General features: G+C 28.5%; 16 protein-coding genes, 1 tRNA gene and 2 rRNA genes. 17 read left to right on the top strand and 2 right to left on the bottom strand.

The window, feature by feature from the left end:
• The first annotated feature begins 13 nt into the window (after positions 1–13).
• Positions 14–1,759, top strand: coding sequence for a threonine--tRNA ligase (gene thrS / locus ACJA28_RS01120; RefSeq protein WP_022935222.1), 1,746 nt, complete (start codon positions 14–16; stop codon positions 1,757–1,759).
• Here thrS and ACJA28_RS01125 read toward each other — a convergent pair.
• Positions 1,739–2,077: a hypothetical protein gene (locus tag ACJA28_RS01125; RefSeq protein WP_022935221.1), complete on the bottom strand. Its 339-nt coding sequence runs from the start codon at positions 2,075–2,077 to the stop codon at positions 1,739–1,741. The two genes, thrS and ACJA28_RS01125, sit on opposite strands and share 21 nt — an antisense overlap.
• A gap of 160 nt (positions 2,078–2,237) precedes the next feature.
• Between ACJA28_RS01125 and ACJA28_RS01130 the strand changes: the two genes are divergently transcribed.
• Complete coding sequence (locus ACJA28_RS01130) at positions 2,238–3,770, top strand: MATE family efflux transporter (protein WP_022935219.1); 1,533 nt, start codon at positions 2,238–2,240, stop codon at positions 3,768–3,770.
• 45 nt (positions 3,771–3,815) lie between these two features.
• Here the strand turns inward: ACJA28_RS01130 and ACJA28_RS01135 are convergent.
• A tRNA-Gly gene (locus tag ACJA28_RS01135) sits at positions 3,816–3,889 on the bottom strand.
• Positions 3,890–4,541: 652 nt separating this feature from the next.
• On the opposite strand from ACJA28_RS01135, the gene ACJA28_RS01140 reads away from it, so the two are divergent.
• The 15 genes from ACJA28_RS01140 to ACJA28_RS01210 all read left to right on the top strand — a co-directional run bounded on the left by ACJA28_RS01140 (position 4,542) and on the right by ACJA28_RS01210 (position 21,423).
• Positions 4,542–6,044: a hypothetical protein gene (locus ACJA28_RS01140; protein WP_022935218.1), complete on the top strand. Its 1,503-nt coding sequence runs from the start codon at positions 4,542–4,544 to the stop codon at positions 6,042–6,044.
• Positions 6,045–6,202: 158 nt separating this feature from the next.
• On the top strand, positions 6,203–6,541 hold the full coding sequence (locus ACJA28_RS01145) for a hypothetical protein (protein WP_022935217.1): 339 nt from the start codon (positions 6,203–6,205) through the stop codon (positions 6,539–6,541).
• Positions 6,542–6,555: 14 nt separating this feature from the next.
• Positions 6,556–7,545, top strand: coding sequence for a recombinase RecA (recA, locus tag ACJA28_RS01150; RefSeq protein ID WP_022935216.1), 990 nt, complete (start codon positions 6,556–6,558; stop codon positions 7,543–7,545).
• Positions 7,546–7,587: 42 nt separating this feature from the next.
• Positions 7,588–8,400 (top strand): TIGR00282 family metallophosphoesterase, encoded by an 813-nt coding sequence (locus ACJA28_RS01155; RefSeq protein WP_022935215.1) that lies wholly within the window; start codon positions 7,588–7,590, stop codon positions 8,398–8,400.
• A gap of 197 nt (positions 8,401–8,597) precedes the next feature.
• Positions 8,598–10,115: ribosomal RNA gene (locus ACJA28_RS01160) — 16S ribosomal RNA — on the top strand.
• A gap of 351 nt (positions 10,116–10,466) precedes the next feature.
• Positions 10,467–13,350: ribosomal RNA gene (locus ACJA28_RS01165) — 23S ribosomal RNA — on the top strand.
• Together the 16S and 23S rRNA genes form the textbook arrangement of a ribosomal RNA operon.
• 145 nt (positions 13,351–13,495) lie before the next feature.
• Complete coding sequence (gene dnaX, locus ACJA28_RS01170) at positions 13,496–15,931, top strand: DNA polymerase III subunit gamma/tau (protein WP_022935643.1); 2,436 nt, start codon at positions 13,496–13,498, stop codon at positions 15,929–15,931.
• 13 nt (positions 15,932–15,944) lie between these two features.
• Positions 15,945–16,232: a YbaB/EbfC family nucleoid-associated protein gene (locus tag ACJA28_RS01175; protein WP_022935642.1), complete on the top strand. Its 288-nt coding sequence runs from the start codon at positions 15,945–15,947 to the stop codon at positions 16,230–16,232.
• 240 nt (positions 16,233–16,472) lie between these two features.
• Complete coding sequence (locus tag ACJA28_RS01180) at positions 16,473–16,826, top strand: toprim domain-containing protein (protein WP_022935641.1); 354 nt, start codon at positions 16,473–16,475, stop codon at positions 16,824–16,826.
• Entirely contained in the window at positions 16,826–17,458 is a 633-nt protein-coding gene (tmk, locus tag ACJA28_RS01185) for a dTMP kinase (protein ID WP_027121751.1), read from the top strand. The genes ACJA28_RS01180 and tmk overlap by 1 nt, the downstream gene beginning before the upstream one ends.
• Positions 17,459–17,683: 225 nt before the next feature.
• Positions 17,684–18,220 carry a translation initiation factor IF-3 gene (gene infC, locus ACJA28_RS01190; protein WP_406602228.1) on the top strand — a complete coding sequence of 179 codons (537 nt, stop codon included), beginning with the start codon at positions 17,684–17,686 and terminating at the stop codon, positions 18,218–18,220.
• Between the two features lie 2 nt (positions 18,221–18,222).
• Complete coding sequence (rpmI, locus tag ACJA28_RS01195) at positions 18,223–18,411, top strand: 50S ribosomal protein L35 (RefSeq protein ID WP_022935639.1); 189 nt, start codon at positions 18,223–18,225, stop codon at positions 18,409–18,411.
• Positions 18,412–18,427: 16 nt separating this feature from the next.
• Entirely contained in the window at positions 18,428–18,778 is a 351-nt protein-coding gene (gene rplT / locus ACJA28_RS01200) for a 50S ribosomal protein L20 (RefSeq protein ID WP_022935638.1), read from the top strand.
• Between the two features lie 153 nt (positions 18,779–18,931).
• Positions 18,932–19,615, top strand: coding sequence for an ABC transporter ATP-binding protein (locus ACJA28_RS01205; protein WP_051122442.1), 684 nt, complete (start codon positions 18,932–18,934; stop codon positions 19,613–19,615).
• Positions 19,615–21,423: an ABC transporter permease gene (locus ACJA28_RS01210; protein ID WP_022935636.1), complete on the top strand. Its 1,809-nt coding sequence runs from the start codon at positions 19,615–19,617 to the stop codon at positions 21,421–21,423. Before ACJA28_RS01205 ends, ACJA28_RS01210 begins: the two co-directional genes overlap by 1 nt.
• Position 21,424: the final 1 nt, after the last annotated feature.

Genomic DNA, 21,424 nt, shown 5'->3' on the forward strand with positions numbered 1-21,424 from the left:
ATGGAGTAATAAAATGAAATTCAATAAAGAACTTAATCACTCAGCTTCTCATGTTATGGCTATGGCCGTTCTTAAATTATGGCCAGATACTAAATTAGGTTTTGGCCCACCAACTGAAGAAGGTTTTTATTATGATTTTAAATTTTCAAAACCATTAGTTGAGAAAGATTTGTTAAAAATAGAAAAACAAATGCAAAAAATTGTTGCAAATAATTATGTGATGAGAAAAATGGATGAAACATTTAGGTACGATTATTCTTGTCAACCATACAAAAAAGAATTGATTAACGAATTTCAAAAAGAAAATAAGCATATTACTTTTTATTCAATTTATGATCCAAATAGTGACAAAGATTTATTTGTTGATCTATGTATTGGTGGTCATATAGATAAGATAAAAGAAATAAAATATTTTAAAGTTCTTTCTCTAGCAGGTTCCTATTGAAGAGGAGATTCCAATAATGATCAATTGACTAGAATATATGCAACAGCTTGAGAAACAAAAGAAGATTTAGATGAGTATCTTAATTTGTTAGTTGAAAGGAAAGAAAGAGATCATCGTAAATTAGGTAAAGAAATGAATTTATTTATGTTTGATTCTTTATCAGGACAAGGATTTCCAATTTGATTAGAAGATGGGATGAAAATTCGGAATAGAATTATGAAAGAAATTCTTTTATTAGATTCAAAATATAATTTTTGTGAAGTTTCTACTCCGATTGTTGGTGAAAAGCACTTATATGAAATTTCGGGACATTGACAACATTATAAAGATGATATGTTTAAACCTATTGATTGTGATAACGAAAAATTAGTTTTAAGACCAATGACATGCCCGCACCATGTTCTGATTTATAAGTCCCAAAGAAGATCATATCGTGAATTACCAATTAGATATAGTGAGCAATCACCATTATTTAGATATGAAAAATCAGGAGCTCTAACTGGTATGGAAAGGGTTAGATCTATGTTGTTAACCGAAGGACATCTTTTTGTTCGCCACGATCAAATAGTTAAAGAATTTAAGCATTGTTATAAGATGATTAATGAAGCGCTTGAAAAATTTAACATCAAAATTGATTATGTTTCTTTGTCATTACGAGATCCTAAAAATAAAGATAAATTTTTTGATGATGATAAAATGTGAAATAAAGCTGAAGATGATTTGCGAAAAGTTTTAGATGAATTGGGCGTAACTTATCAAGAAAAAATTGGAGAAGCTGCTTTTTATGGTCCTAAAATTGATATTCAAATTAAAACTGTTTTAGGTCATGAAATTACTATGTCAACGCTTCAACTAGACTTTTTATTGCCTAAAAAATTTGAACTTGAATATGTTAATTCAAGTAATGAAATTGAAACTCCAATTATGATTCATCGAGGTTTAATTGGAACATATGAACGATTCTTAGCTATTCTATTAGAACAAACAAAAGGGAATCTCCCATTTTGATTAGCTCCAAAACAAATTACTATTATTCCTATCAACAACGAAAATCACTTGCAATTTTGTGAAGAAATTTATCATATTTTAAAAAATAATAATTTTTATGTTGAAATTGATGATCGTAATGAAAGAATTAATAAAAAAATCCGTGATGCTCAAACTTCAAAAACAAAAATACAAATTGTTATAGGTGATCAAGAAGTATTGTCAAAAGAATTATCTTTGAGATTTTATGGAACAGAAAAAATAATGAAAGTGAATTTTGATAATTTGCTTGACTACTTATTGGAATTAAGAAATGAAAAAAAATAATTCACCTATAGTTAATTCAAGATGAAAATCTTTTATAAAACCCATATTTACTTTATTAGTTATTGCGGTTCCCTCATTAATGATTTGAATTTTCTTTTCAAACGATATTTTTGCAAAAGAATTAGGCTTAGATTTAGTTTGATGAATTAAATTATTGATAGCAATTGGTTTTATTTGCGCAACTTTATTGATAACAATGTTATTTGTATATTTAAAAATTTTGGATATGTCAATTTTTATGTTTTCACTTCCAATATCAATTTGTTTTATGACAATTTTTGTAACAGATGAACTTGTGGCTTGGTTAAGATCTATCATTGTAGTAGTAATGTTTTTATTGATAATTCCTATTAGTATCTATACAAAAAAAATAGAAACAAAGCTTTTAATTAGAAAAAAAATAAAGCAAGAAAAGAATAATGAAAAAATTGTTGGTCACAAAAAATAAATAGTGATAAAATCACTAAATTAAAAATATATGTTTTCAGAAAAAATTAAGAGTTATTTCCCCTCAACTAGAGGCGAATGGATTAAATATACATTAACGTCTTTACCGATAATTTTTGCTGCAATGATTTTGTCGATTAATTCATTTGTTGATAACTTTATGGCTACTTCAATTTCTGGAGGTAATCAAGCACTTTCTTATTCAAATCAATGAACTCAATATTGTAGTGGAATTATTTCTGCAACAACATTGGTAGGTTCTGCTTTATTTGGTCAGTATTTAGGTTTGGGTGATAATGTAAAAATTAGGGAAGTAATTAGAACCAGAGTTTTAATTGCCTGAATCATCGCTTTAATTTTTGTTATTCCTGCATTGTCTGCACCTCATTTTTTAATTGATGTAGCTAGTGGTTTTGATAAAAATTTAGATCAAGACATTGCTAATAGTGCAGTAATTTATTTAAGAGTCATTACTATCTCTTGGATATTACAAGCTTTATTTTATACGCTGTCAATGATTATCAGAGAATCAGGATATGGAAAAATTTCTTTGTTTGCTTCAATAATTTCATTAGGGATCAATGTTATTTTTAATTCTATTTTTACTTATGCAATTGGAATGGGGATTTTAGGTTTAGCTATTTCAACTATCATTTCTTTAGTTGTTCCGATTGTTTTTATTTATGTTTTTATTATTTTGAAAGACAAACGATTAATTTTCAACCCTTTAAAAATTTTTGTAATTTCAAAAATAGTATGAATTCAAATTGGAAAAAGAATTCCTACTTTTATTTTAGCTACTATTGGATCTGTTGCAATCACTACAAGGTTTATTTTTTGAAATATAGGATATAGCACAGGAAGGGTTGGATCAAATCCTGAGTATTATTTATCAGCAGCCAATATTTTAGGAATTAGTGGAATGTTTTTTAATATTTTTTGAACAACATTCGAATCTATAAATGCAAATGTGGCTATTTTTGTGGGACGAGAATTAGGTAATAGTAATTTTGAAAGAGCTAAAATAAATGCAAAACAATTACAAGGGTTTCATTTAACTTTTGCATGTATTCTAGGATTGATGTTATTTTCATTATCTTTTGCAATTGAAAAAATGACTTTTTTAACTCAAGGTTATACACAACAATTAGAACAAAGCTTAATTAATAACTATGGTGAGTACGAAGGAAAAATTAAATTTAATGAAATCAAATCATCAGCAATTAGGGAATATATGGAAAATTTAAAATGGACAATTTGACCTTTAGCTTGAAATATGCCAATGTGAATTTGATATATCACAAAATCAAGAATCATCTCTGGTGGAGGTAAAACAAACGTTGTTTCTTTAACGGACGCAATTAATGGTCTTATTCAAATAGGGTGAATCGCTTTAATAAATTTTGTTATTGCAAAACATACTTCAATTGCTTTTCCTTGAGCTTATGCTATTTTTTTCTTATCAGATTTATTAAAAGTTCCTTTATTTGAAATTCTTTATCGAAAAATTCAATGAGCTCGTAACTTAACCGTTGAAGGAACACAACCAAAAAGTTTAGAATAAAAAAATCCCTATACTAAGGGATTTTCAATAGTCACTTTTGTGATATGGAGCGAGTGAAGGGAATCGAACCCTCATAGTCAGCTTGGAAGGCTGAAGTTCTGCCATTAAACTACACTCGCATTTTCTTTAGAAAAAGCATAATATATTATACATATTTTTATCAATATTTGAAAATAAATAAAATTTAACAATACACAAAAAACTGTTAAAGACAAAAAAGTGAAAATAATACGCATATTGATAAAACTAATTAATTATTTAGATTAACAATTTTATAAAATAATAGTAAAAGGTTAATTTTGTTATGAAAAAGAAATATTTTTTGAATATAGCGATGGGGGGGGTATAATTCTACCGATTATTTCGATTTCATGTTCAAAAGAAGAACAAAAAGAAAATTTATTATTTAGTAATAATTTTTTAATAAAATTAAATAATAATCAATCGATAGTTTGTTTTGATAAAAGAAATTTTGAAAATGATGTAAATTTTGATAATTACAAGGTTTATGAACAAAAAAAAGAAATAATTATAGACTATTCAAAATCGTATGTTAATGGTAATAGTATTTACTTATTTATAAATTCACAAAACAATAAAGATTTAACAGTTAAAAATAAAAATTTAAATAAAAGTTTTATCATTACTAAAAACAAAAATCTAAAAAAAGTAATATTAAAAGATGATCAAAAATATTTTATTAACTTAATAAAAAACATAAGTAACAATGATATTCCAACTATTATTTATTCATATGATGCTTCTTTGCCTATGCAACAATCTTTTTTGATTTCATTAATTAATTTTTACAATAATATAAAAACATCAAATGTGGACAATAAGATAATTCACATTATGTCAAATGATGGTTTTGATTCTAAAAGATTTAATTCAGATGTGTTGAAAGAAAAAAATATATGAAATGGTATTGAAAATATTGAACAAATTAATGAAACTAATAATAAAGATTTTTTATATTTGTTAAGAGATAATAATATAAATGCAGATATGCTTTTATCAAAGTTTGATATTAGTGGTAAATATGATTTGGTTATTCAAGAAAATAAGTTTTTTGATATGAAAAGAGAAGATCTTTTACATTTATTAAAAAATGCAAACAAAGTAATTCTAACTTATGATGGTAATATTCATACAAATACAATTATTCCCAAATTAATTTCTAATTTTGAATCAATAAGAATTAAAAGTAGAGAAGAAAATATTAAATTTCTTAAAGATTTGCAAAGTGGAAAAAGCAAAGATTTAAATGATGAGGATTTTTATAATTTAATGCTACTTGATAAATATGAAGTGTTAAATGAAAATTCAGATTATGATTTTTTCACATTTTTATCTGCTGATTCAAATTTATTAAATACTGTAAATCTTAGCGATGATAATATTTGAAATGAATATTCATTTTCAACCAATTTTCTAGATTATGCCCAATGTTTAAATGACCAAAATGACAGAAAATCTTTTTTAGATACTTATTCTAAATTGTTTGTAGGTTCTAATTTAAATATGAATGATTTAATAATTAGTGGTTTAAATTATTATGATCCTAATAAAAGAAATGCTATTTTTTTAGGTTCATCTTTATTTAGAAAACTAAGTGGTGAATTAAGTCCTGATAACTATTCTAGATTGCAAACATTTCCAAATTTAAGACAAGCAGTTCAATCTCAAATGGAACAATTATTAAATAAATTTCCTGAAGATGAATATAACATCATTTTCAAATTGCATCCTTCTTTTTCTAGTGTAGATGATCCAACTAATAAAATAGCTATTAATTATGTAAATTTAATAACAAATGAATTAATAAAAAATCCAATAATTATAAGTCCATCAATTCCGCTTGAAACATTAATAGTAAATGACTATTATATTTATTCAAATAAGCCTGCTAATTCCAAATTGGATAATTTTATTTTTAGAGAAAACAAACAATATAAAGCTCAAGAATGAACTACTTTTTTTGGTTTACAAGCAACAACTACTACGATTCATACCACTAGATTATTTTATGAATCAACATTCAATATATCTAAAAGTGAATCCGCTAAATTAATTCCTTTTTCTAATTTTCCGATTCCTACTAAATTTAGAGTAGTTGATAGAGAAGATAATGACATTGATGTTTCAACAAATTATTATGAAGCCAACAAAGAAACCATTAGAAGAATTTATATTCCTTATATTCCTTCTATATATTATAGAAATGAATTACTTGATGAATATGATTCTATAGTATTAAATTGGGAGTCATAGATTAGTAGATATACAAATAAATTGAAAATAATGATTTTCAAAAAGAATATATAAAGCATTATATTAATTAACTTTATCTATTTAGTGTGATATAATGTACACGAGATAAAAGTAGAAGTTATACTCTTCATATTAAATTTACATTATAGAGGTTTAAAATGGAGAATATTTTACAATTAGTTAATAATCAAAAATTGCCAGTTGATTTCATGGATTGGTTGCAAAGTTATATAGACCAAAGAATTAAAGATAAGTTTTATGTATCTTTGTTTTTAAAGATAAAGCAATATGATGAAATTATTTTTAATCTTGTGCAAATTTCAAAAGAACAAAAAACTATTTTTAAAAAGATTAATCAGTTACTAGATGAAATAGTTGATACTTTATTTTCTTTTAAAAAGGAATTAGAACAAAATAAAAAACAAGAATTAATTATTAAAAATTCAGTTATTTCACTTTGTGATGTTATTGAAGAATTGGTAACTAATAATAATTAATAGATGGAGTAAAAATGGAAAAAGAGAAGAAAGAAAATATTATAAAATCAACAATTCAAGTAATTGAAAAAAGATTTGGTAAAGAAGCTATTATGCTTTTAGGTCAAACCGATAAAACAGAGGTGTCTACTTTTTCTTCTGGTTCTATAGCATTAGATTATATTTTAGGCATTGATGGATTTCCAAGAGGAAGAATCATTGAAATTTTTGGTCCTGAATCATCTGGGAAAACAACAATAGCATTACATTCTATTGCTGAAATTCAAAAATTAGGTGGTATTGCTGCTTTCATTGATGTTGAGCACTCTATTGATCCTAATTATTCAAAAAATTTAGGTGTTAACATAGACAACTTAATTTTGTCTCAACCTGATAGTGGCGAACAAGCATTAGAGATTGTTGACATTCTTACAAAAAGCGGACATATTGATTTAATTGTTGTAGATTCAGTTGCAGCATTAGTTCCTGAAATTGAACTTCAGGGAGAGATGAAAGATCAAATAATTGGAGCTCAAGCAAGATTAATGTCAAAAGCATTGAGAAAAATCACAGGTAGTTTAAATAAAACAAAAACAACTATTATTTTTATTAACCAAGTTAGAGAAAAAGTTGGAGTAATATTTGGTTCGCCAGAAACTACAAGTGGAGGAAGAGCTTTGAAATTTTATGCTTCTATAAGAATTGATGTTAGAAGAATCTCCTCAATTGGTTCAGGTGATGATATTAGTGGTAATGTAATCAGAATGAAAGTAGTCAAAAATAAATTAGCAGCTCCTTTTAAATCGGCAACTACTGAAATTATTTTTTCAAAAGGAATATCTAAAATATCTGAGGTAATCGAAATTGCTGAAGAAAACAAAATAGTTGAGAAGAAAGGTTCGTGATATTCTTATGAAGGAAAAAATATTGCTCAAGGTAAACAAAATTTAAAAATTCTTTTAGAATCTTCAAAAGATTTATATGAAGCAATACTTACAAAAGTTCAATTAATTTTAAAAAAATAATTTCTTACTAATGTGTTTTAATATATTTATTAAAACTTATTTATGAACAAAGAAATTAAAAATATTAACGTACTTTTTATTGGCGATATATTTGGAGAATCAGGAATAAAAAAAATCGAAAAAGAAGTTCCTGTATTAAGAAAAAAGTACAATGTTGATTTAGTAATTGCTCAATCAGAGAATGTATCAGGAAGAAAAGGATTAGATCCTAAAGATTACCAACGACTTTCGCAAGTTGGTATTGATGTATTTACTTTAGGAAATCACGCTTTTGCTAAGTCTTCTATTTTAGAAATAATTAATGAAGAAAATATTATTAGACCTTTTAATGTAAATGAAGGTTATGAAGGAAAAGGAACAAATATTTTTGTTGTAAACAACATAAAGGTTAGAGTAACATCTTTATTAGGAATTACATTCAATGATTTAAATACCCCTTGAAAACAACAACGAGCTAATAATTTTTTTGATGCGATTGACGAGATTATTAAAAAAGATGACTCAGATTTTCATATTATCGATTTTCATGCTGAAACAACAAGTGAAAAAAATGTTTTAGCTTTATATCTTGATAAAATTTTTCCAGGTAAAGTTTCTGCAATAATTGGAACACATACTCATGTTCAAACAAACGATTCTAGAAGATTGAAAAATAATACTTTATTTATAACTGATGCAGGAATGACAGGACCAAAAGATTCGGCAATAGGAGCCAATTTTGATGAGGTTTATGAAAAAATGAGATTTAATTCAAAATCTCGTTTTGTTGCTTCACTCAATAAATCACAATTAAATGGTGTTTTGTTGAGTTTAAGTAAAAACAGTAAATCAAAAATAAAAACGATAAAAAAATAACTGAAAAATACTTTTTAAAGAACTACAAAGAAAAAAGAAACAAAAAAATACCATTTTTTTTATAAAAAAATTTTTTTTGTTGTAAAATGAGTAAACCTAAATTAATATTTAGTTACTTTTTGTTGAATATGAAGGGTGCAAAATGTTGTTTAGGTTGTAGTTCTTTGAAAACTGGTTACAAGAACCATATTATGTCAATTTTTGAGAGTTTGATCCTGGCTCAGGATGAATGCTTGCTGTGTGCCTAATACATGCATGTCGAACGAGGTCTTTATGGCCTAGTGGCGAATGGGTGAGTAACACGTACCTAACCTACCTTTTAGATTGGGATAACTATTGGAAACAATAGCTAATACCGAATACGTATTAGAATCGCATGATTTTTTTATAAAAGGAGCGTTTGCTCCGCTTAAAGATGGGGGTGCGTCATATTAGCTAGTTGGTAGGGTAAAGGCCTACCAAGGCGATGATATGTAGCCGGACTGAGAAGTTGATCGGCCACACTGGGACTGAGATACGGCCCAGAATCCTACGGGAGGCAGCAGTAGGGAATTTTCCGCAATGAGCGAAAGCTTGACGGAGCGACACAGCGTGCAGGATGAAGGTCTTCGGATTGTAAACTGCTGTTGTAAGGGAAGAAAAAATTTAGTAGGAAATGACTAGATCTTGACGGTACCTTATTAGAAAGTGACGGCTAACTATGTGCCAGCAGCCGCGGTAATACATAGGTCACAAGCATTATCCGGAATTATTGGGCGTAAAGCGTTCGTAGGCGGTTTATCAAGTCTAGAGTTAAAGCCTGGGGCTTAACCCCAGCCCGCTCTGGATACTGGTTGACTAGAGTTACATAGAGGTAAACGGAATTCTTAGTGAAGCGGTGGAATGCGTAGATATTAGGAAGAACACCAATGGCGAAGGCAGTTTACTGGATGTATACTGACGCTCAGGGACGAAAGCGTGGGGAGCAAACAGGATTAGATACCCTGGTAGTCCACGCCGTAAACGATGATCATTAGTCGCTAGGGAACTTAGTGACGCAGCTAACGCATTAAATGATCCGCCTGAGTAGTATGCTCGCAAGAGTGAAACTTAAAGGAATTGACGGGGACCCGCACAAGCGGTGGAGCATGTGGTTTAATTTGAAGATACGCGTAGAACCTTACCCACTCTTGACATCTTCTGCAAAGCTATAGAGATATAGTGGAGGTTAACAGAATGACAGATGGTGCATGGTTGTCGTCAGCTCGTGCCGTGAGGTGTTTGGTTAAGTCCAGCAACGAGCGCAACCCTTGTCTTTAGTTACTAACATTAAGTTGAGGACTCTAGAGAAACTGCCTGGGTAACCAGGAGGAAGGTGGGGACGACGTCAAATCATCATGCCTCTTACGAGTGGGGCAACACACGTGCTACAATGGTCGGTACAAAGAGACGCAATATGGTGACATGGAGCAAATCTCAAAAAACCGATCTCAGTTCGGATTGAAGTCTGCAACTCGACTTCATGAAGTCGGAATCGCTAGTAATCGTAGATCAGCTACGCTACGGTGAATACGTTCTCGGGTCTTGTACACACCGCCCGTCACACCATGGGAGTTGGTAATACCCAAAGACGGTTTAGTTAACCTCGGAGACGGCTGTCTAAGGTAGGATCGATGACTGGGGTGAAGTCGTAACAAGGTATCCCTACGAGAACGTGGGGATGGATCACCTCCTTTCTACGGAGTACAAAGGCATTACTTAAAAATAGAGTAATGAACAATTTATTTTATTTTTGGTTTTTAAAAATCCTTAATTATATTTTTAAGGTCTTATATGGTTGTGAATTATATATAAACCAACACATTTTCTTGTAATCAGTTTTGAGAGTTCTACACTCTCAAAATAGTTCTTTGAAAACTGAATAGTAAAAACAACGCAACATTAATGAGTCATATTTTGATTTTTATTCATTAAAAATTAAGTTTTAAAATATTGATGAAAAATAATTGTTGTCGAGTCCAAAAAAATATTTTTTTGGTATCAATCAAATTAGATTACCAATCTTAATCAACAATAGGCAAGTAAATTTTTAAATAAGAAAGAGCTTTTGGTGGATGCCTTGGGTATGGAAGTCGATGAAGGACGTGATAACCTGCGATAAGCCTCGCTGAGTTGGACATGAACTATGAAGCGGGGATTTCCGAATGGGGGAACCCAACTGGAGTAATAACCAGTTATTGTAAAGTGAATTCATAGCTTTACAAAGAGACACGCTGTGAACTGAAACATCTTAGTAACAGCAGGAAAAGAAAATAAATAATGATTCTGTTAGTAGTGGCGAGCGAACGCGGAAGAGCCCAAACCAGTTTACTGGGGTTGTAGGACATTCTACATAGAGTTACAAAATTGCTGCATAGAAGAACAATTTGGAAAAATTGACCACAGAAGGTGAAAGTCCTGTATTTGAAATGTAGTAGTCTCTTGAATGTATCCTGAGTAGGGCGGGGCACGTGAAACCCTGTCTGAATCTGCCGGGACCACCCGGTAAGGCTAAATACTAACCATACACCGATAGTGAACAAGTACCGTGAGGGAAAGGTGAAAAGAACCCCGGGAGGGGAGTGAAATAGATTCTGAAACCATTTGCTTACAAGTAGTTAGAGCCCGTTAATGGGTGATAGCGCACATCTTGCAGTATGGACCGGCGAGTTATGTTAACATGCAAGGTTAAGTGGAAAAAAGCGGAGCCGAAGAGAAATCGAGTCTTAATAGGGCGCTTAGTATGTTGGCATACACCCGAAACCAGGTGATCTATCCATGAACAGGCTGAAGCTTAGGTAAAACTAAGTGGAGGGCCGAACCGTAGTACGCTAAAAAGTGCCCGGATGATTTGTGGATAGCGGTGAAATTCCAATCGAACCTGGAGATAGCTGGTTCTCCTCGAAATAGCTTTAGGGCTAGCGTGTAAATTTAAGTTTTGGGGGTAGAGCACTGAATGTGGAATGGCGGCGCCTAGCCGTACTGACTACAATCAAACTCCGAATACCATTATGTACATTTATGCAGTCGGAATGTGGGAGATAAGTTCCATGTTCGCGAGGGAAACAACCCAGATCGTCAGCTAAGGTCCCAAAACCATGTTAAGTGAGAAAGGTTGTGAGATTTCACAAACAACTAGGAAGTTGGCTTAGAAGCAGCCATCTTTTAAAGAGTGCGTAATAGCTCACTAGTCAAGAGATCTTGCGCCAATAATTTAACGGGACTAAACATGGTACCGAAGCTACGGGTACGCAAGTACGTTAGAGGAGCGTTCTAAGGGCAATGAAGGTAGATCGTGAGAACTATTGGAGCGCTTAGAAGTGAGAATGCCGGTATGAGTAACGATTCAAGGTGAGAATCCTTGACGCCTATTGGGGAAGGTTTCCTGGGCAAGGTTCGTCCACCCAGGGTTAGTCGGGACCTAAGGTGAGGCCGAAAGGCGTAGCCGATGGAAAACAGGTTAATATTCCTGTACTAAACCTTTGGAATGATGGAGTGACGGAGAATGATAGTATAAACCACTTACTGGATTGTGGTGTAAATAACAAAGTGATCATGTAGGCAAATCCGCATGATATCAACACAAGTTATGATGCATAGTGAAAGTTTTACAAGTAGCAAATTATATGACTTATTCTTCCAAGAAAAGCTTCTAGTGTTAATTCAAGGGTACCCGTACCGAGAACGGACACACGTCCCCAAGATGAGTATTCTAAGGCGAGCGAGAAAACTAGTGTTAAGGAACTCTGCAAAATGACCCCGTAACTTAGGAAGAAGGGGTGCTCACTTAAGTGAGCCGCAGTAAATTGGGAGGGGTAACTGTTTATCAAAAACACAGCTATCTGCTAAGTCGCAAGACGATGTATAGGTGGTGACGCCTGCCCAGTGCCCGAAGGTTAAGTTGATTTGTTAGCTCTGCGAAGCTTTGATATGAAGCCCGGGTGAACGGCGGCCGTAACTATAACGGTCCTAAGGTAGCGAAATTCCTTGTCACCTAATTAGTGACCTGCACGAAAGGCGTAATAATCTCTCTACTGTCTCAACACTAGACTCGGTGAAATTATGGTCCCAGGGAAAGCGCTGGGTACCCGCATCAAGACGAAAAGACCCCATGGAGCTTTACTATAACTTCGTATTGAAAATTGTTTTAACATGTGTAGGATAGGTGGGAGACTATGATCTGGAGACGCCAGTCTTCAAGGAGTCAACCTTGAAATACCACCCTTGTTACAATGATTTTCTAACTTGCTACCATTATCTGGTAGGAGGACAGTGCGTGGTGGGTAGTTTGACTGGGGCGGTCGCCTCCTAAAGAGTAACGGAGGCGTTCAAAGCTACATTCAGCATGGTCAGAAACCATGTGTAGAGCGTAAAGGTATAAGTGTGGTTGACTGTGAGACGTACATGTCGAGCAGGTGCGAAAGCAGGACTTAGTGATCCGGCAGTTCATTGTGGAATGGCTGTCGCTCAACGGATAAAAGTTACCCTGGGGATAACAGAGTTATCTTCCCCAAGAGATCACATCGACGGGAAGGTTTGCTACCTCGATGTCGGCTCATCGCATCCTGGAGCTGAAGTCGGTTCCAAGGGTTTGGCTGTTCGCCAATTAAAGCGGTACGCGAGCTGGGTTCAGAACGTCGTGAGACAGTTCGGTCCCTATCTGATGTGGGCGTTGGAATATTGATGAGAGCTGCTCTTAGTACGAGAGGACCGGAGTGGACGTACCACTGGTGCTCCAGTTGTTTCGCCAGAAGCACAGCTGGGTAGCTAAGTACGGAAAGGATAACCGCTGAAAGCATCTAAGCGGGAAGCCTCCTCAGAGATGAGTATTCCCTTGAGATTCCTTGTAGACTACGAGGTTGATAGGATGGAAGTGTACGTGTAGCGATACATTTAGCTGACCATTACTAATAAATCGATCGGTTTAAAAATTTCAATACAATTTGATTGAAAAATAATTACTATTCAGTTTTGAGAGAACTATTAATAAAAAAGAATAAAGAAAAGCCAAGTTAGATTGGTTATTTTTTTTCTCAAATTTGTTTTATTAAATATAAAATGATAAAATAAAACATATATGAAATATAAAGCATTTTATCGTACTTATCGACCAGCTAATTTTGATGAAGTTGTCGGACAAGATCACATTGTTAAAACACTTGTAAATTTAATAAAAATGAATAAAATATCGCATGGTTATTTGTTTTCTGGTCCGCGTGGAACAGGAAAAACATCGATAGCTAAAATTTTTGCAAATGCCATTAATTGTATCCATTCAGATTCTCCTGAAAAAATATGTCAAAGATGTTTAGAAAATTCTAATAAAACGTTAGATATTATTGAAATTGACGCCGCGTCTAATAATAGTGTTAATGATGTTAGAACAATTAGAGAACAAATTGAATTTGCTCCAACTAATAGTCCATATAAAATTTATATAATTGATGAAGTTCATATGTTATCAAAAGGAGCATTTAACGCTTTATTGATGACACTTGAAGAGCCACCTGCGCATGCTATTTTTATTTTGGCTACAACAGATCCAGATAAAATTCCAGATACCATTTTATCAAGAGTCCAAAGATACAATTTTAAAAGAATTCCAAAATTAGTTTTAGAATCACAGCTAAAATTTATTTTTAATAAAGAAAATATTAAAAGTGATAAAGAATCAATTGAAATGATTGCTTCATTAGCAAATGGTTCATTACGTGACGCTTTATCAATTGCTGATCAAATAAATGCATATTCTAATTCAAATATTTTATTAGAGAATATAATTGAAATATTCGGTCTTTCAACTGTTGATTCACAAGTTTATTTAATAAATTTATTAGCTAAAAAATCAGTTTCTGAAGCATTACAATATTTTGATCAGTTAGTAAATAGTGGAATAGATATTTCTAAATTGATTGTTTCATTAATTGAACTTTTAAAAGATTTCTTAATCTATGAAAAAACAAAAAACCAAAATTTAGTTTCAACCAATATTAATATGCTTGAAAAAATAATAATTAAAAATGATTATGTATATAGTGTCTTAGATATTTTTATCCCTCTACTAAATGAAATCAAGTATACAGATATACCTCAACAGTTAATGCAACTTGCTATTATTAAAATTTGTTCAATTAACGATTCTTTAGTTGATATAGAAAAAAAAGAAATTAGTCTAGAATCTTTAAAAAATAAAATAAATCAAAATTTGAAATCATCACAATCTATAGAAATAAATTCAAATGATTTGTTTAATAGAGAAAAAAATGAAAATCTGTATGATAAAGATGAAAATGAATATCATGATATAACTGATGAATATTTTTCAACACAAAATATTTTTTCTCAATCTAATAACGGTTATGAAAATAATAATAAACAAATTTTTTCTGAAGAAAAAAATAAAAATGATGAATCGCACTTATTTGATAATAATCAAAAAAATAATACTAAAACTATTCTTGCAGATTTTTCATCTAAAGATATAGAAAAGAAATTAGATTCATTAATAGATGATTTTTCTTTAGATGAAGAAATTGCAAAACTTAAAGATAAAAAAGATAATGAAATAATTAACGAATTAAATCATAGTCTTGAACAAAAATTAAATGATTTAAAAGAAGAAACACAACCTTTAGATGTTTCTTTTAATGCTACTAGAGAAAGTTCTAATTTATCTGATACAAATATTTTGTCATTTAAAAATGAAAATACACAACAAATTATTGATGATACGACAGAATTGTTAAATAAATCACATGAAATAGATGGGAACGATCAAGAAATTAATGAATCATTGTTATCTCACGATTTTGATACTAATAAACAAGTTTTTGATACTAATGAAATAAATGTTGGAATTCAAAACAAAAAAAATAATTCTACTAAGATTTTAGATTCAGAAAATAATGAGGAATCTTATTCTTTTAAGGTTCAACAAGAAGAAACACAACAATTGGAATCAGATATTACAAAAGAATTTATTCTTGAGAAAAAACAAAAAACAACAGCACCAATTGAAATTGACAATAAATTAAGTCAACCAAAAATTATTAATTTATTTTTATTATCTAAAAAAGAAACTTTTGATATTTTTAAACAAAAATTAGAATCTTCAAGTTGTACAGATAAAGAAGAATATGATAGTTATGCAATTTTATTAAAAGAAGTACGTTTTGTTTGTTCTTCAAATGATTTTATTTTAGTTTCATCTGAAGAAGATTGAGTAATTGAAGATCTAAATAAAAAATCGCTAGAACAAAAATTTAAAGTTTTTGTTGCTGAATATTTTGGTAACAATATTCACTTTTATGCTATAACTAAAAAAGACTATATCGTTTCTAAAGAATTATTTAGCGAGTTAAGAAAAAGTGGTAAGATGCCTGAACCAAAAGAACTTCAACAGATAACTAATATTATTGATGAAGAACAAATTAAAAAAGAAATAGACCTAAATGAAATTGAAAATAAATCAAAAAAATTATTTGGCGATTTATTTTCAAGGAAAAAAGAATAAAAGGAGCTAACTTATGGATATAAATAAATTAATGCAACAAGCGAACAAGATGAAAGCTGAAATGGAAAAAAAAGAAAAAGAATTCGAATCAAAAGTTTTTATTTATGAAAAGCAAGGTGTTAAGTTAATAATTGAAGGTTCATTACAAATTAAATCAATTGAAATAGATGAAGCTCTAGTTGATCCAGATGATAAAGAAACTTTACAAGATATGATTATTATTACAGTTAATGAAGCAACCAAAGACATTTTAGAACAGAAAAAACGTATTGGTGATTCTATTACAAAAGGAATGTTCTAGTGCTTCCTGAAGAATTTGATAATTTAGTTGATTTTTTAACAACATTACCCAGGAATTTCAAAAAAACAAGCAACTAAAATTATTAATTTACTATTAGATAAAAATAATAATGAAATTGAAGAGAAAATTAACTTTTTTTTAAGTACCTTAAAAAAAATTAAAAAATGTTCTATATGTAACTATTATGCAAATGAAGAAAATTGCAAAATATGTAATTCGCATTCTCGAGAAAAGAAATTGATGATAGTTGAAAATATTGCTCAAATTCAAAAATATGAAGAATGGAAAATTTTTAATGGAAAATATTATAAAATTCCACAATTGTTTACTAAAAAATTTGAAAGAATTAATAGCAATTTAGATTTTTCTTTTTTGATCGAATATATTGAAAATTTTGATGAAATTATTTTAGCATTAAGTCCAACACCAGAAGGAATAATGAGTGCTAATTTTATTTTTGATACAATTAAAAAAGAAAAACCTAAAACAAATATTTCTAAATTAGCAATTGGTGTACCAATTGGTTCGCACTTGGATTATATGGATCAACTTACAATGTCATATGCTATTAAAAATAGAAAGGACATTAAATAATGTTTGTTACATTTGAAGGCATTGATGGAAGTGGGAAATCTACTTGTATTAACAAAATAAAAGAATATATTAATAATAAATACGATGCTAATAATTTTGTATTTACAAGAGAGCCAGGAGGTTTTGATTTAAAAGAATGTGAGCAAATTAGAAATATTCTTTTAGATAAAAATAATATTATTGATTCTATGACAGAAATGCTTTTATATTTAGCGTCAAGAAAAATGCATGTAGAACGTTTGATAAAACCTGCATTAGAAAATAAGAAAATTGTTTTTTGTGATCGTTTTTATGATTCTTCTATTGCATATCAAGGTAACGGAAGAAGTTTAGGAATGCAAAAAGTAGAAAACATGAATTTAGAAGCACTCAATAATTTCAAACCTGATTTTACTTTTTATTTCAAAATAAATTTAGAAACATCTATCAATAGAATGAAATCAAATAATAGAAATTTTGATCGTCTTGAAAATGAAGATAAAATATTTTTTCAAAAAGTTATAGAAGGTTATGATTATTTGTCTAAAAAAGAGAAAAGATTTATTGTTATTGATGCAAATCAATCAATTGACCAAGTATTTGATGATGTTATAAACGAATTAGAAAAAAACGTTTTTTCTATGTTAAAATAGAAGAGCAATTTAAAGTTGCAGAAAGTAGAAATTTTTCTCACCCGATTGTTTTTTATACTTTGGGTTTTAGCTACAGCAATAAATACACTTATACATTGTAGTTTTTAATTAAGAAATAAAAATATACTTTCTTTTGGAATTAAACATTTGCTTTAAAAGGAGAAATTTATTCAATTAAATCAAAATCAAAATATTAACAGAAGAAAAAAACCTGCTAGTGAACATTTAGTAAATGAAAACATTCCTCATCCAAAATTGTTTGTAATTGGACCTGAAGGTGAGCAAATTGGTGTTTTGACAAGAACCGCAGCCTTAGAAAAAGCTGCTGAAATGAAAATGGATTTAGTTTTAATTTCAATTAATCCAAAGCCAATAGCAAAAATTCTTGATTATGGTAAATTTAAATATTTAAGAAGTAAGAAGAAAAAAGAAGAAAAAGCAAAACAATCAAGAACTGAAAATCGTCAAATTAGGTTAACTCCTTTTATTGGAGATAATGACATTAAAGTCAAAGCGAAAAAAGCAAGAGAGTTTCTTTTAGATGGTGATTTTGTAAAAGTGTCTTTAAAGTTTAAAGGACGTGAAATTCAAAGACCAGAGTTTGGTCATGAAACTTTAATGAAATTTTATAAGGAAGTTGAGGATATTTCTTCTATTGCAAAAGAACCAACTTTAAATGGCAAGTTCCTTGATATGTTTTTACAACAAGATAAGAAAAAAATTCTTCAATATAACAAACAAAAAAAAGATAAAGGAGAATAAATATGCCAAAAATGAAAACAAAAAGCGCTTTAAGAAAAAGAATTAAAGTTACTGGAACTGGTAAAGTAAAAAGATCGCAAGCTTACAGATCACATTTAGCTCAAAATAAAACTACAAAACAAAAAAGACAATCAAGAAAATCAGAATTAATGCATCCATCTGATTTAAAAAGATTTAAAGGAATGTTTTAAAGTCTAGGAGTATGTTATGAGAGTAAAAGGTGGAATAGTAACTCGTCAAAGAAGAAAAAAATGATTAAAACTTGCTAAAGGATATTGAGGTCATAAATCTATTGGTTTTAAAGTTGCTAAGCAACAAGTTGTTAAATCTTGAACTTATGCTTTTAGAGATAGAAAACAAGTAAAGAGAAATTTTAGAAAATTATGAATAGCTCGTATTAATGCAGCAGTAAGACAAGAAGGAATGTCTTATTCAAGATTTGTTAATGGATTAAAAAAAGCTAATATCGAAATTAATCGTAAAATGCTTTCAGAATTAGCAATTCATAATTTAGATATTTTTAAAAAAATTGTTGCTGAAGCTAAAAAGAATATTTAATATTTGTAGTTAAAGATTGAAAAATATTAAGTTAAATAAAAAATAAAGGCAATGGTTGCTTTTATTTTTTTTGATTATTTATTAATACTTAATAAAATGTTAAAATAAAGAAGAATGAATAGTAATGACATATTAAAAATTGAGAATCTTTATATGAAATATAAAAAGAAAGATAAAAATTATGTTTTAGAAGATCTTAATTTTTCTATTAAAAAAGGTAGTTTTCATGCTTTTATTGGTGAAAATGGTGCAGGTAAATCAACAACAATAAAAATAATTGCTGGATTAAATAATGATTATGATGGTAATGTTATTATTAATGGTTTAAACGTAAAAGAAAATATAGAAGCCAGAAAATCATTTAGTTATGTTCCTGATAAAATAGTTTTCCCGGGCGGAATCAATACTTGAGAATACATATATAATACAGCATTACTGGTCAGAAATGATAAGGAAGGTTTAAAAGTTGAACTAAACAATTTGTTAAAAAAATTTGAAATTGAAGAAATAGTAAATAGAAACCCTAATAAATTATCATCTGGTCAAATAAAGAAAGTTTTATTAATTTTAGCTGTTTTGGAAAAATCAAAATTTATTATTCTTGATGAACCGGCATCTTTTTTAGATCCTACATCAAGATTTTTTTTATTTTCTGAGTTAGAAAGAATGAATAAAGAAGGAATAACTATCATGATTTCTTCCCATATTCTAGAAGAAATAAAAAAATATGTTGATTCTGTAACATTTATCAAAAAAGGAAAAATTATTTGATCAGGTAAAGTAAAAGGTCAAGAATTGATTAAAAAATATAACGAACATATTTTAGGTGATAGATAATGAAAAATATTATTAACAGAATGATGAGCGATAAAAAACCTATATATAAAAATTTGGTTTTTTGTTTTTATCTTTTAAAAAGAAGCATTTCTTTTTGAGTAACATTTTCATTTTATATTTTTTCGTTACCTATATCAATTATTGTTTTTTCTTCAATTAATAAAATTAACATATTAAATTATTCGTTCTTAATAATAATCATTAATATTACATTTATGGTTACTTTTTTATTCATGTCTATATTAAAACTTTTTACCGAACCCAAATATTCTAGTGTCGATATTTTTTTGGTTTCTAAGCCATTTAAAAAATTTCATATTTTTTGTTCGAGATTTTTAATTATTTTTTTATTCGTAACAGTTGCAAGTTTTATTCAATTTATTATTACAACAATTTTAATTTTTTCTTTAAATTTAAATATTAATTGAGTTACTTTTTATTTTATTTCTTTAGTTTTTATTAATCCTTTTTTCTCTATTTTTGTAATATCATTGTTCATTTTATTTTCTATAGTTTTTAAAAGAATTTGATTTGCTTTAATTTCTCTACTTATGATATTTTCAATATCTGCTTTACCCATTTTTACAAGAAGTTTTAATAATACAAAAGAAATAATTCAATATAATACATCCTCTTATAATTCGTTTGAAAAATTAACATATTTTAATGAAAATAATGAAATAAAATCATATATTGTTTTAAAAATAAACTACAATTCAAATGAATCAAAAAATAAAAATATATTTAAAGAAATAAACAAGGATAATGTTTATGATTACTTTATTCCTGGTGAATGAATTGGCTCTTTATATTCATCATTGGAAAAAAATTTATTTTCAATTTCAAGTGATGATTATAATATAAATCATAATTTTTCTTTAGTTAAAAATAGTTTCACTAACTCAAATGTTATAAATATTAATACTAATAATTTATTGGTTTTAAGGCCTAATGATATTAATCCTTTTGATTTACAGAACAATTACTATGAAGATTTGATTATTAATAAAATTAAATCTATAAATTATATTAATTTAAAAGATGATCTTTTAGTTAAATCTATCTTAGATAAGATTAGTCAAAATGAAAATTGAAATATATTAAATTTAAATCAAAAAGAAATTAATACTTTAAAATCTTTAATCGGAATTTTTGAAGAACAGAACGAGTTATATTATTATTGAAAATATTATGAAATATTAAAATTAAAAACTCCTAATTTAGAAACAAAAATTAGATCTCAATTTAATGAAAATTTATGAAATTTAATGTTTTTTATTTGAACTTCTGAAATAACAAGAGATAATGTTGAAATTATTAAATATTTTGGAGATATAAATAAAATATACCCTTCTGCTCTAACAATAAATTACAATGAACCTATTAATAAAAATGAATTAAATTTTATTAAAAATAAATTAATAAAATTCAATGATGATAAACCTTTTTATTTAGATTCGAATAATTCATATATTTCAACATCAATAGATCAATTACAAAAATTATCATCAAAAATTATTGACAAAATGTCTTGAATTAATTTTGTATTAGATAATACTTTAACATACGAAAATACTTTAAATTTTTTAGCAAAATTGAAAGAAATATTCCCAAACATTTATCAATTTAAATTAAATAATAATTATTTTAATCCTTACCAATATTCATTATATTTAACGAAATACAGTAATACATATTTAAATCATTCTAATATTTTGATAACAACTATAATATTTGTGGTAATTGGTGTTGGCTGATTGTCATGACATAAATTTAACAAAATGAATTATAAAAATATCGAAATGTAAA

It is taken from the genome of Mesomycoplasma moatsii (genome assembly GCF_045276915.1).
Classification (GTDB): domain Bacteria; phylum Bacillota_I; class Bacilli_A; order Mycoplasmatales; family Metamycoplasmataceae; genus UBA710.